11 protein-coding genes are annotated in these 12,982 nt (G+C 58.2%); 9 read left to right on the forward strand and 2 right to left on the reverse strand.

Annotated elements, in window-relative coordinates:
• Nucleotides 1-401 precede the first annotated feature (401 nt).
• The 5 genes from atuD (at nucleotide 402) to SIC15_RS14115 (ending at nucleotide 7,381) form a co-directional block, all read left to right on the forward strand.
• Nucleotides 402-1,562, forward strand: a complete 1,161-nt coding sequence (gene atuD / locus SIC15_RS14095) for a citronellyl-CoA dehydrogenase (RefSeq protein ID WP_209400803.1) — start codon at nucleotides 402-404, stop codon at nucleotides 1,560-1,562.
• 160 nt (nucleotides 1,563-1,722) lie between these two features.
• On the forward strand, nucleotides 1,723-2,544 hold the full coding sequence (locus SIC15_RS14100; protein ID WP_412536226.1) for an enoyl-CoA hydratase/isomerase family protein: 822 nt from the start codon (nucleotides 1,723-1,725) through the stop codon (nucleotides 2,542-2,544).
• A gap of 152 nt (nucleotides 2,545-2,696) precedes the next feature.
• Nucleotides 2,697-4,667, forward strand: a complete 1,971-nt coding sequence (locus tag SIC15_RS14105; protein ID WP_412536227.1) for an acetyl/propionyl/methylcrotonyl-CoA carboxylase subunit alpha — start codon at nucleotides 2,697-2,699, stop codon at nucleotides 4,665-4,667.
• On the forward strand, nucleotides 4,664-5,491 hold the full coding sequence (locus SIC15_RS14110) for an SDR family oxidoreductase (protein ID WP_069182990.1): 828 nt from the start codon (nucleotides 4,664-4,666) through the stop codon (nucleotides 5,489-5,491). The genes SIC15_RS14105 and SIC15_RS14110 overlap by 4 nt, the downstream gene beginning before the upstream one ends.
• 63 nt (nucleotides 5,492-5,554) lie before the next feature.
• Nucleotides 5,555-7,381 carry a long-chain-acyl-CoA synthetase gene (locus SIC15_RS14115; RefSeq protein WP_412536228.1) on the forward strand — a complete coding sequence of 609 codons (1,827 nt, stop codon included), beginning with the start codon at nucleotides 5,555-5,557 and terminating at the stop codon, nucleotides 7,379-7,381.
• 347 nt (nucleotides 7,382-7,728) lie between these two features.
• Here SIC15_RS14115 and SIC15_RS14120 read toward each other — a convergent pair whose 3' ends face one another.
• Both SIC15_RS14120 and SIC15_RS14125 read right to left on the reverse strand, forming a co-directional pair.
• Nucleotides 7,729-8,709 carry an NADPH:quinone oxidoreductase family protein gene (locus tag SIC15_RS14120; RefSeq protein WP_412536229.1) on the reverse strand — a complete coding sequence of 327 codons (981 nt, stop codon included), beginning with the start codon at nucleotides 8,707-8,709 and terminating at the stop codon, nucleotides 7,729-7,731.
• A 144-nt stretch (nucleotides 8,710-8,853) separates the two neighbouring features.
• Nucleotides 8,854-9,420 (reverse strand): BLUF domain-containing protein, encoded by a 567-nt coding sequence (locus SIC15_RS14125; protein WP_412536230.1) that lies wholly within the window; start codon nucleotides 9,418-9,420, stop codon nucleotides 8,854-8,856.
• A gap of 192 nt (nucleotides 9,421-9,612) precedes the next feature.
• Between SIC15_RS14125 and SIC15_RS14130 the strand changes: the two genes are divergently transcribed.
• From SIC15_RS14130 to SIC15_RS14145, 4 genes are all read left to right on the forward strand, one after another.
• Entirely contained in the window at nucleotides 9,613-10,230 is a 618-nt protein-coding gene (locus SIC15_RS14130) for a trimeric intracellular cation channel family protein (RefSeq protein WP_069182986.1), read from the forward strand.
• A 151-nt stretch (nucleotides 10,231-10,381) separates the two neighbouring features.
• Nucleotides 10,382-11,680 carry an NCS2 family permease gene (locus SIC15_RS14135; protein ID WP_069182985.1) on the forward strand — a complete coding sequence of 433 codons (1,299 nt, stop codon included), beginning with the start codon at nucleotides 10,382-10,384 and terminating at the stop codon, nucleotides 11,678-11,680.
• A 30-nt stretch (nucleotides 11,681-11,710) separates the two neighbouring features.
• Nucleotides 11,711-12,253, forward strand: a complete 543-nt coding sequence (locus SIC15_RS14140; protein ID WP_069182984.1) for an adenine phosphoribosyltransferase — start codon at nucleotides 11,711-11,713, stop codon at nucleotides 12,251-12,253.
• A 23-nt stretch (nucleotides 12,254-12,276) separates the two neighbouring features.
• Nucleotides 12,277-12,939, forward strand: a complete 663-nt coding sequence (locus SIC15_RS14145) for a fumarylacetoacetate hydrolase family protein (RefSeq protein WP_412536231.1) — start codon at nucleotides 12,277-12,279, stop codon at nucleotides 12,937-12,939.
• The last annotated feature ends 43 nt before the right edge of the window (nucleotides 12,940-12,982 follow it).

Here is a 12,982-nt window from a genome sequence, read left to right on the forward strand (position 1 = left end):
GCTACGAGCACATCCATGTGCGCTTGGCGCCGGCCATCCTTGGCCGTCGACATTTTTGGACAGAGGGGCCCAACCGGTTCTTCGGAATTCGGAGTTAACGCTTAGAAACAGCATGCTTTTCAGCGGCGGCATACAGAAAACAACGGTAGGTCGGATTACGCCTTCGGTTAAGCCGACCTACAAAAACAACAAAACTGCCAGCAGGCAACAACCAGTTTGTAGACGTCAGCGGCTGTGTGGGATCGGTTTCAGAAAATGTCGGCGGCCATGGATGGCCGACGCCAAGCGCACATGGATGTGCTCGTAGCGGTTTTCTGAAACCGATCCCACGCAGCCGCCACCCAAGCTAGAGAACGTGCACCCGAAACAGAAGGCACGAACTACCTCAGGAGAACAAGAACGTGAAATTCACAGCCGAACACGAAGCCCTCAGAAAAACCGTCCGCGATTTCGTGGAGAAGGAAATCAATCCTCACTGCGACGAATGGGAAGCGGCCGGGGAATTCCCGATTCATGAGCTGTTCAAAAAGCTCGGCAACCTCGGGATCCTGGGCATTCAAAAGCCGGAAGAATATGGCGGCATGGGGCTGGATTACAGCTACAACCTGGTGGCTGCGGAAGAGCTTGGCATGGCCCATTGTGGCGGCGTGCCGCTGGCCATTGGGGTTCAGACTGACATGTGTACCCCAGCGATATCCCGGTTTGGTTCCGATGAGCTGAAGCGCAGCTTCCTGGCGCCGGCCATTGCCGGTGACATGGTCGGGTGCATCGGTGTCAGTGAAGTGGGCGCAGGTTCGGATGTGGCGGGGATGAAGACCACCGCAAAAAAAGACGGTGACGACTACATCATCAACGGCTCCAAGATGTGGATCACCAACAGCCCCAAATCCGACTTCATCTGTTTGCTGGCCAACACATCGGACGACAAGCCCCACAAGAACAAGTCCCTGATTGTGGTGCCCACAAAAACTCCAGGCATCTCCTTCAGCCCGCACCTGAACAAGCTGGGTATGCGCTCTTCAGAAACCGCACAGATTTTCTTTGACGACGTGCGCGTGCCCCAGCGCTACCGCATTGGCGCCGAGGGCACCGGTTTCATGATGCAGATGCTCCAGTTCCAGGAAGAGCGCCTTTGGGGTGCCGCCAACGTCATCAAGGCGCTGGAAAATTGCATCAACAAGACCATCGAGTACTGCCGCGAACGCAAAACCTTCGGCCAACCACTTATCGACAACCAGGTAATCCATTTCCGCCTCGCGGAGCTGCAAACCGAAGTCGAGGCCCTGCGTGCCCTCACCTATCAGGCCTGTGAACTGCACGTTGAAGGCAAGGATGTGACCCGCCTGGCGTCCATGGCCAAGCTCAAGGCCGGACGTCTGGGACGTGAGGTTACGGACAGCTGCCTGCAGTACTGGGGTGGCAACGGTTACATGTGGGATAACCCGATTTCTCGCGCACACCGGGATGTAAGACTGGTGTCCATCGGCGGTGGTGCCGATGAAATCATGCTCGGGATTATCTGCAAGATGATGGGGACGCTTCCGGGCAAAAAGCGCGACTAAGTGCCTTAGGCTTCGGTGGCAGGGCTATCGGGCCAGATCAGGCGTCCCGGACACGCCGTGAATACGTCCATGTAGGCTTGATCGCAGCATCCATGCTGCTCACAGTCCCGGACGCCTGATCCGACCCGATAGCCCCCAGACAAATTTCGTGGAGTCAGTTATGGATCAGCTACCACATTGCGAAACACTTTTACTGGAGAAACAGGGCCCCACCCTGTTCATCACCATTAACCGCCCGAACGTCCGCAACGCCATGAGCCTGGAAATGGTCGCGGAGCTCTCGGCCGTATTTACGCAGATCGAGAGCGACCTGCACATCCGCGCCGTCGTCATCCGGGGCGCCGGTGGTCATTTCTGCGCCGGCGGCGACATCAAAGACATGGCCGGTGCCCGCGGACAGAAAGCCGCCGAGGGTGAAGCAGATCCGTTCTACCGCCTGAACCGGGCCTTCGGCCAGATGATCCAGCAGGTGAACGAATCCTCGAAAGTGGTCATCGCGGTCACCGAGGGTGCCGTCATGGGCGGCGGGTTCGGCCTGGCCTGCGTTTCCGACGTTGCCATTGCCGGGCCGACTGCGAAATTCGGCATGCCGGAAACCTCCCTCGGCGTCATTCCCGCTCAGATTGCACCCTTTGTGGTTGAACGCATCGGCCTCACACAGGCCCGCCGGCTCGCTTTGCTCGGTTTGAGAATTGATGCAAACGAAGCATGCCGTCTCGGCATCGCACACCAGGCGGCATCTTCCGATGATGAACTTGAAGATATGCTGGGCAGCGCTCTGGATCGAGTTCGCCAATGTGCCCCGGTTGCCACCACAGAAACCAAGGCGTTGCTGCACCGGGTTGGTCATGAGCCGATGAGCGGCCTGCTTGACAGCGCGGCTGAAAAGTTTGCTGAAGCCATCCGGGGCAGCGAAGGAACAGAGGGCACCATGGCTTTCATGCAAAAGCGGAAGCCAGCGTGGGCAGGCGAATCGGACTGATGCGGAGCGAGGGTGAGTGCCGTCTGGCTTCCAGAAAATGTCGGCGGCCATGGATGGCCGACGCCAAGCGCACATGGATGTGCTCGTAGCGTTTTTCTGGAAGCCAGACGGCACTCAGCCTCGCGGCCTACTCCAAAGGAGAGAATAAGAACATGTTAAAGAAACTATTAGTAGCCAACCGAGGCGAAATCGCAGTCCGGGTCATCCGAACCGCGAAAGCCCTGGGTTACCGCACCGTGGCCGTCTACTCCGAGGCTGACGCCAAAGCCATGCATGTGGAAATGGCCGACGAAGCCGTTTGCATTGGCCCGGCCCAGGTGTCCGCCTCCTACCTGAACAGCGACGCCATCCTCGAAGCCGCCCGCAAAACCGGCGCTGACTGCATCCACCCCGGCTACGGCTTCCTTTCCGAGAACTCCACCTTCGCCAACGCCTGCAAAGACGCCGGCCTCGTGTTCGTTGGCCCGCCCTCATCGGCCATCGAACTGATGGGCAGCAAACGCCGATCCAAAATCGCCATGCAGGAAGCCGGCGTACCCGTGGTGCCCGGTTACGAGGGTAACAACGCCACCGACGACGAACTGATCGCCGCCGCCAAAGACATCGGCTACCCGCTGATGATCAAAGCCTCAGCCGGCGGCGGTGGCCGCGGCATGCGCCTGGTTGAGAGCGAATCCGAACTGGCCGACAACATCAAAAGGGCCCGGTCTGAATCCAAGCAAGCCTTCGGCGACGACGAATTGATCCTCGAAAAAGCCGTGATTGAGCCCCGCCACGTGGAAATCCAGGTGTTCGCCGACCGACACGGCAACGCCGTCTACCTGGGCGAACGAGACTGCTCGGTCCAGCGCCGGCACCAGAAAGTGGTCGAAGAAGCGCCCTCTCCCTTTGTCACACCCGAACTGCGACAGGCCATGGGCGAGGCCGCGGTGAAAGCGGCACTGGCCTGTAACTACGAAGGCGCCGGCACCGTCGAGTTCCTGGTCGATAAACATCGGAACTTCTACTTCCTGGAAATGAACACCCGCCTGCAGGTGGAGCACCCGGTCACCGAGCTGATTACCGGCCAGGACCTGGTGGCCTGGCAGCTCACCGTTGCTGAAGGCCGTGAACTGCCACTCACCCAGGACGAAATACAGCTCAATGGCCACGCCATTGAATTGCGGCTCTATGCGGAGGATCCCGCTCACGGATTCACCCCCCAGACCGGACCACTGTATGCCTTTGAACCAGCAGAGGGAGAAGGCCTTCGATACGATACGGGCGTTCGCTCCGGAGACACCATCACACCCCACTACGACCCCATGCTGGCCAAAGTCATTGCCTGGGGCCAGAACCGGGACGAAGCCCGTCGCCGCCTGATCCGGGCCCTGGAGGACACCACCGTATTCGGCGTGACCACCAACCGACATTTCCTGAGCCGGATTATCGCGGACGACACCTTCGGGGCTGGTGAGGCTACCACCGCCTTCCTGCAGCAGGCGTTCAGCGAAGATCCATCCCTGCAGCCCCAGACTCTGGATATACGCCAACTGGCGCTGGCCGCCTGCGTGCTTGACCATGGCATTGCCGGACAGAGCGCCTGGAGCAATGCACCGGCCACCATGACGCCAATCAAGCTCGAAAGTGGCGACGCCACTGTGGAGTTACTGGTGACCCGCAGCGGTAACCGGTTGACGTTCAACATGGGCGAAACCCGACACACTCTGGTGCTTGAAAGCCAGCGGGATGGCCTGTTGTGCATTATCGACAATGGTGTTCGTCAGACTTGCCAATATCACCGCCAGGGCGATTCCTTATATTTGCAGGCGTTCGGGCAATCCTGGTCGGTTCGGGATGTTACCCATCAGCCTGCGCAAGGCGCAGGTGGCGCTGGCAGTGGAAGAATCCAGGCAACCATGGATGGCGCCATTATTGATGTGTTGGTAGAGACTGGTCAGAGCGTTCGCCAGGGCGATACGCTGGTGATACTGGAGGCCATGAAAATGGAGCATCCGGTAAAAGCCGATCGAGACGGCATTGTGGGCGAGGTTCATGCCGGCAAGGGCGACCAGGTCAAACGCAGTCAGTTGTTGGTTGAAATCAGCGCCAGCGAGACAGCCGAACAGGAGAGTAACGCATGAGTACATTGCGTAACCGCACCGTTTTTATCACGGGCGCCAGCCGGGGCATCGGCAGAGCTATTGCCCTCGCCTGTGCCCGCCAGGGCGCCAACGTGGTGATCGCCGCCAAATCGGACACTCCACACCCGAAGCTGCCTGGCACCATTCACACGGTGGCCGAGGAAGTGCGCGAAGCCGGCGGCCAGGCACTGCCACTGGTTTTGGATGTGCGGGACGAAAAACAGATTCGCCAGCGCATCGACGAAGCCGGCGAGCATTTCGGCGGCATTGACGCTCTGGTGAACAACGCCGGCGCCATCCGGCTGACTGGCGTGGAGAAGCTCAAGGTCAGCCGGTACGACCTGATGCATCAGGTCAATGCCCGGGCGGTCATGGCCTGCAGCCAGGCTGCTCTGCCCTGGCTCAAAGAGTCGGACCAGGCCCACATACTGAGCCTGTCGCCGCCTTTGAACCTGAATACCCGGTGGTTCGCCCAGTATGGGCCCTACACCACGACGAAGTACGCCATGACCATGCTGAGCCTGGGCATGGCCGAGGAATTCAAGCGATATGGCATAGCGGTAAATACCCTGTGGCCGAAAACCCTGATCGCCACGGCGGCCATCGAGTTCGAAGTGGGCGGTCCGCAACTGATGGCCCAGGGCAGAAAGCCGGACATTATGGCCGATGCCGCCGTCAGCATCCTGGGCCGGTCGCCTGACACCATGACCGGCCAGAACCTGATCGATGAAGACCTGCTGAGGCAGGACGGTATGACCGACTTCGAGCACTACCGGTACGAGCCAGGCGACAAGCCGCTGATGCCGGATCTGTTTCTGGACTGAGGCCGCGACATGCGTTGTTACAGGCTCTCAGCTCGCACAATAAAAGGGACCAACGGAAAAACCATGAGCCAAGACAACGTATCCGCACTGGACATTGCCCGCAACCTGCCCGGCGTGCTTCGGCGCCTGCCGTCGATCACACGGGGGCTTTATTACTATTCCCTCAAGAACGAGAAGCGAGAGCTCACTCTGGGCACGCTGATCGAAAACAACGCCCGGTCCTTCGGCAATCGACCAGCCATCCTGTTCGAGGATCGAACGATCACCTGGGGCGAGCTGAATTCGTGGGCCAATCGTATCGCACGCTATCTGCAAGAACAGGGACTCACCAAAGGCGATGCCATTGCGGTATTCCTTGAAAACCGGCCGGAACTGCTGGCCGTGGTGGCCGGCGCAGCCAAACTCGGCGTCGCCTGCGCCATGCTCAATACCTCCCAGAAAGGCAAGGTGCTGGAACACAGCATTAACCTGATTGAGCCGAAGATGACAATTGTGGGCGAAGAGCTGGTGGAGGCCTTTGACGGTATCAAGGCAGAACTCAAGACTGACCACCCGCAACCCTTCCAGTTTCTGGCAGACACCAATACCGTGAACGCCTTTGGCGATGCCCCGTCCGGTTACGCCAACATGGCCGAGCAGGTCAGCACCTTCAACAGCGATAGTCCGGTGGTGAACACTCCCCCGAAAATGGGGGACAACGCCATTTACCTGTTTACTTCCGGCACCACCGGACTGCCCAAGGCGGCCCCGGGCTCGCACAGGAAGTTTATCAAGGCCTACGGCGGATTCGGCCTGATGTCGCTGGCCATGGAGCCAGAGGACGTTCTCTACTGCACCCTGCCCCTTTACCATGGCACCGCCCTGCTGGTGTGCTGGGGCTCAGTGCTGGCCGGCGGCTCGGCCATTGCCCTGCGCCGCAAATTCTCCGCCAGCGCCTTCTGGGACGATGTGCGCCGTTACCACGCCACCACCTTCGGATATGTCGGAGAACTCTGTCGCTATCTGTTGAACCAGCCGCCTGGCGAGCAGGACCGCAACCACGGCCTCACCAAGATGATCGGCAACGGCCTGCGCCCATCCATCTGGAAAGAATTCAAGGAACGCTTCGGCATAGAAACCGTGGCGGAACTCTATGCCTCAAGCGAAGGCAACATCGGCTTCAGCAACTTCTTCAACATGGACAACACCGTCGGTTTCTCCACCGCGCCTTACAAGCTGGTGAAGTTCCACGAAGGCACCCGGGATCCGATCCGCAACGAAAAAGGCTTGATGCAGGAAGTGGCAAAAGGTGAGCCCGGCCTGTTGATCGGGGAGATCACCAAGAAATGGTCATTCGAGGGCTACACCCAGAAGGAGGCCACGGAAAAATCCATCCTCCGCAACGCATTCAAAAAGGGCGATGCCTGGTTTAACACCGGTGATGTGCTGAAGGAAATCGGCTGCGGCCATCTGCAGTTCGTTGACCGCATGGGTGATACCTTCCGTTGGAAAGGCGAAAATGTCTCCACCACGGAAGTCGAGAACATCATCGACGGCTCTGGCATGGCAGAGGAAGCCATTGTCTACGGCGTCGAGATCCCCGGAACCAACGGCAAGGCCGGGATGGTGACGCTCGTGCCCCAGAGCAACGGCCGGGCCTTCGATATAAATCGCTTGTTCCGCTATCTGCAGGACAATTTGCCAGCCTATGCGGTACCGGTGTTCGTGCGCGTCACCCACGCCATAGAGAAAACCGGCACCTTCAAGTACCGCAAAGTGGACATCCAGAAGCTTGGTTATTCACTTCGGGAAAGCGAGGAGGTTTATGCCTGGTTGCCGGGGACTGACGGGTATTCCCTGCTGACTTCGGAGCTGGTTTCGGAGATTAACTCGGGCTCGGTTCGGTTTTGATGATTGGCCGTTTGTCTGGGCCCTAGCCTTTTGGGTTAGCGGAGTGGTGAGGGTGGGTGCCTCCTCCCAAAAACCGCTACAAGCACGTCCGTGTGCGCTTGTTTCGGGCCGTCCTTGGCCCTCTACATTTTTGGGAGGAGGCACCCACCCTCACCAACGGGCTATAGCGATATAGTCTCTGCAACCTGAGATATAACTGATGTCAGAAGTTGCCGGTTGGAGGCACTTCCCAAAAATGTCGGCGGCCAGGGATGGCCGACGCCAAGCGCACATGGATGTGCTCGTAGCGGTTTTTGGGAAGTGCCTCCAACCGGCAACCTCCTCAGACTCGCAGGCTACGATATAACTCAGGAGCCGACCTTGAGCACAACCTTGCCGGTGGCCTTACGACCAGTCAGAGCCCCCAGAGCCTCGGCGTAGTTCTCAAAGTCGTAGACGGCGCTGATCTTCGGATCGATCTTGCCTTCGGCATAGAGCTTCATCAGCTCCATCATGTTCTGCGCGCTCGCCTCCGGCTCGCGCTGGGTGAAGCTGCCCCAGAACACGCCAACCACGGAGCAGCCTTTCAGGAGCGTCAGATTGGCGGGGATTTTCGGTATATCACCGGCAGCAAAGCCGATGATCAGGTGGCGGCCGTTCCACCCCATGGCGCGAAGGGCCTGTTCGGTAAAGTCACCGCCGACCGGGTCGTAGATCACGTCCACGCCCTTGCTGTGGGTGAGCTTCTTTACCGCATCTTTGAGAGGCTCTTCGGTGTAGTTTATCAGCTCGTCGGCGCCGGCCTCTTTGGCCACAGCCAGCTTCTCGGCAGAACTGGCCGCTGCGATGACCTTGGCGCCCATGGCCTTGCCCAGTTCGACCGTGGCGAGGCCAACGCCACCACTGGCGCCAAGAACGAGCAGCGTTTCGCCAGGCTGGAGGTTGCCTCGCTGTTTCAGGGCGAAATAGGAAGTGCCGTAGACCATAGTGAAGGCGGCGGCCTTCTCGTCTGACATGCCATCGGGAACGGGCAGCAGGTTCTGCTCCGGCACGATGACTTCTTCTGCAAAAGCGCCATAACCGGTCAGGCCTGCGACACGGTCCCCTACCTTGAAGCGCGTGACTTTGTCACCAACTTCGATAACCTCACCAGCCATTTCACCACCGGGCGAAAAAGGAAGACTTGGCTTCAACTGGTATTTGTTTTCAATAATGAGGGTGTCGGGGAAATTCAGGCCGGCGGCTTTTACGCGGACTTTTACGCCTCGGCCTTTTACCTCAGGACTGGGAACATCTTCGATGACCAGCGTCTCGGCCGGTCCATATTCCTTGCAGAGGATGGCTTTCATGAACTCTCCATTTTTGTTTGATCGGGCTCCAGGCAGTGCACGCCTGTAATTGTTATCCGTCAAGCTAAACAGAGTCTTATCATGAAGCAAATAAAGTTCTTTTATCCAACCGCATAAGCAAGGCTTATTTTTACAGCATTTCCATCAGAGCATGGTCCCGCCAATCACCAGAGCCCCCACCAGCACCAGACCAGCCACGATCAGGCCCATTTTCATTCCAGACGACAACACCTGGGGGGCGTCGCCAACGAATTGATTGTTGTCCCGGTTGACCAGAATCTGATCCTGGCTGGAATTGCGTATTAGCTCGATCATTTTCTCGCACTGATCCGATGTGAAAGAGGACGGCTCGAAGGATTCCAGACCCTGCTCATCGAGGAAGTTCCGGACATCCCGGGAGAGAGGCACATACTTCATAGACCAGTTGCTAAAGGTCCGGCTTGTGAGCGGCTCTTCGATGAGGGTCACGACATTCTTATGGCGCTCATCCTTCAGAATGCGATCGAAGGTCCTGCGCACCGCATCTTCATCTCCTTCCAGATACTGGAAAAAGCGGTCGTTGCCGTAATAAAGACCACCCACCAGTTGGTCTCTGGCGTTGTTTTTTCGGGAGGTCATCAGGATTCGCGCAACGTGTGGCTCTACACCTTTTTCCACCGGCTTGGCTTCGAACGTGGCTTCACTGGCATAGGCCAGACGCATCAAGGACATAGCAACTCCGTACAACAGGATAGACGTAAGATGAATCCAAGATACGTCTGAACGTGTCGTTATGGATCACAGTTCCGGGTGGCCACAAACCTGACAGGCCCGATCCGTAGATGAAAGGAGGCGCTTTTTCCGCTATCCTCGGCGCTCAAAACCAGGCCATCAGGCCATTCTCCGCCTCTCCCGGGTTTCGCCATGCTCGACATCATCTACGTACTTGAAATGATAGGAATCGTCGCCTTCGCGATTTCCGGCATGATCGTGGCGCGCTCCAAGAATATGGATCCTGTGGGCGTGTTTACCATCGGATTTATCACGGCGCTAGGTGGCGGTACCCTTCGGGACCTGATCATGGACAACCACCCGCTCTACTGGATCAAGCATGAGGAACAGCCCATGCTGATTCTGGCGATGGCAATTGTCTTCAGTTACTGGAAACGGGCGGAGCGGCTTCGGGAGTCCAGAATCGTCTTTCCGGACGCCATCGGACTGGGAGTTTTTTCCATTCTGGGCGCCCAACTGGCCCTCGACCTGGGACACTCGTGGTTTGTAGCGTCTCTTCTCGGCGTCATGACCGGTACCTTTGGCGGCGCACTGCGAGACACTCTGTGCAACGAAGTGCCCTACATTTTCCGCAAAGACCAGATCTACGCATCCATTTCGTTTGCCGGTTGCTGGCTGTATTTCGTCTGCCAGTGGTTCCTGGACAACGAGGCCCTGCCTCTGACCATCGGACTGCTTTTCATCGTGATCGTGCGCATGCTGGCCGTGCGGTTTGATATCCGACTCCAGCGGGATCCACACAACAGCTAGCCCCATCGGCTGCTTGACGAACTGTCAATCATCCCTTGGCCTGAGGCGCACGAGTCGGTAATATTGCCGTTTTTTCACGCAATCCACGAATTCCGCTCAGACCAGATTCCCAAATACTAACTTTCAGCATCCTGTGAGGCAGACACCCGTCATGCTTGAACGACTGTTCCAACTCCAGGCCCACGGCACCACCGTTCGTAAAGAAGTGGTTGCGGGGATTACCACCTTCCTGACCATGGCGTACATCATTGTGGTCAACCCGAGCATCCTGTCGTCTACCGGCATGGATTTCGGGGCTGTCTTCGTTGCTACCTGCCTTGCAGCCGTTATCGGCACCCTGATCATGGGATTGTGGGCCAACTACCCCATCGCCCTGGCGCCGGGTATGGGACTGAATGCCTTCTTCTCCTTTACGGTCGTTGGCAGCATGGGCTACAGCTGGCAGGTGGCGCTGGGGGCGGTGTTCATTTCCGGCTTCCTGTTTTTCCTGCTGAGCATTTTCAAGGTCCGTGAATGGATCATTAACAGCATCCCGATGTCCTTGCGGTTCGGCATTTCTGCCGGCATTGGTTTCTTTCTGGCCCTGATTGCGCTCAAGAACGCCGGTATTGTGGTGGATCACCCTGCAACTCTGGTTGGCCTTGGTGAAGTGAAGGTTGCCGAAAGCCTGCTGTTCTTTGGCGGCTTCGTGCTCATCTGCGCACTGTCGTTCCGTCAGGTAACCGGCGCTGTCATGATTGGTATCATCGCGGTTACCGGCGTTGCCATGGCGCTGGGGATGGTGGAGTACAAAGGCTTTGTTTCCGCGCCGCCCAGCCTGGCTCCCACTTTCATGCAGCTGGATCTGGCCGGTGCCCTGAACGTGGGCATGATCAGCGTTATTTTTGCGTTCCTGTTCGTTGACCTGTTCGACACCTCCGGCACGCTCATAGGCGCTGCCCAGCGTGGCGGACTGCTGGACAAGGACGGCAAGCTGCCGCGCCTGGGCCGGGCCCTGATGTCCGATTCGGTCGCCACCATGTCCGGTGCTGCCCTCGGCACCTCGACCACCACCAGCTACATCGAATCAACGGCGGGTATTTCCGCTGGCGGGCGTACCGGCCTGACCGCTGTGGTTGTTGCCGCACTGTTCCTGGCGTGTTTGCTGCTGTCGCCCATTGCCAGCATCATTCCCGCCTACGCAACCGCTCCGGCACTACTCTACGTTGCGGTTCTGATGGCCAGCGGCCTCAAACTGGTTGACTGGGATGACGTTACCGACGCGGCTCCGGCTGTGGTCACAGCCCTGATGATGCCGCTGACGTTCTCCATCGCAAACGGCATTGCCCTCGGGTTCATTACCTACGCCATCCTGAAGGCCCTGAGCGGCCGCTGGGCGGATTTGAACGCCAGCGTTGTTATTATTGCTGTCGTCTTTGTTCTGAAATTCATTTTCCTGGATGCGGCCTGATCCGCATCCAGAGCATTTACCGGAACGTTTATGGATTATTTTTCTGAGAGCATCAAAAAGGCGATTCGTACGGTGCCGGACTGGCCAAAGCCCGGCGTAGCCTTTCGTGATATCACCACGGTACTGCAGGACAAGACTGCATTCCGGAAGCTGATTGATGCCTTCGTACACCGCTATCACGGCCACAAGATTGATGCGGTGGCAGCTGTGGACGCGCGCGGTTTCATCATCGGCTCAGCACTGGCCTACGAGCTCAACGCGTCCCTGGTACTGGTGCGAAAGAAGGGCAAGCTTCCCTTCGATACCCTGGTGGAAGACTACGAGCTTGAGTACGGCACCGCCTCCGTCGAACTGCACAAAGATGCCTTCAAGCCGGGCGATAATGTGGTATTGGTGGACGACCTGATTGCCACCGGCGGCACCATGCTGGCCGCGGCCCGGCTGATCCGCCGGATCGGCGCCGAAATTGTGGAAGTGGCCGCCATGATTGATCTCCCGGATCTCGGCGGCTCCCGCAAGCTTCAGGAAGAGGGTCTTCAGGTTTATACTGTCTGCTCGTTTGAAGGGGATTAACCGAACGTGGACAGGGGGCAGCCATGCCGGATTACCAACATCACTGGAAAGACGGCACTTCGATTCACCTGCCGTTAGGCAAGATCGTCTGTGTTGGCCGCAACTACGCGGAGCATGCAAAGGAACTGAACAATCCGGTGCCCGACGAGCCCCTGCTGTTCATCAAACCCTCCACCTCGGCCGTCCATATCACCCGCCCCCTGAGAATTCCGGCAGACCAGGGGGAGATCCACTATGAAACCGAACTGGCCGTTCTCATTGGCCGCCCTCTGACCAACGCATCCGCCAGCCAGGCCGAAGCCGCAATACTCGGGTATGGCCTGGCGCTGGACCTGACCCTCCGTGACCTGCAAACCCGGCTCAAAGAGAAAGGGCAGCCATGGGAGCGCGCCAAGGGGTTCGATGGAGCCTGTCCCCTGTCACCGTTCATCTCGGCTGACAAACTCGCCGTGGACAACATTCACTTTACCCTGGATATCGACGGGCACCGCCAGCAAACCGGTGACACCCGGGATATGCTGAATCCCATTGTGCCGTTAATTGCCCACATCAGCGGCCAGTTCACCCTGCTTCCCGGCGATGTCGTGCTTACGGGTACGCCAAAGGGCGTTGGCCCGTTGGTCTCGGGCCAGACCCTGTCACTTGAACTGGAAGACCTGCTGTTCGTGGAGACCAAAGTGGTTTAACGTGCAGGACCGGCTAAACCCAAATCCGGTCAAAGGCGTAATG

The sequence above is a fragment of the Marinobacter sp. MIT932201 genome (genome assembly GCF_047123295.1).
GTDB classification, from domain to species: domain Bacteria; phylum Pseudomonadota; class Gammaproteobacteria; order Pseudomonadales; family Oleiphilaceae; genus Marinobacter; species Marinobacter salsuginis.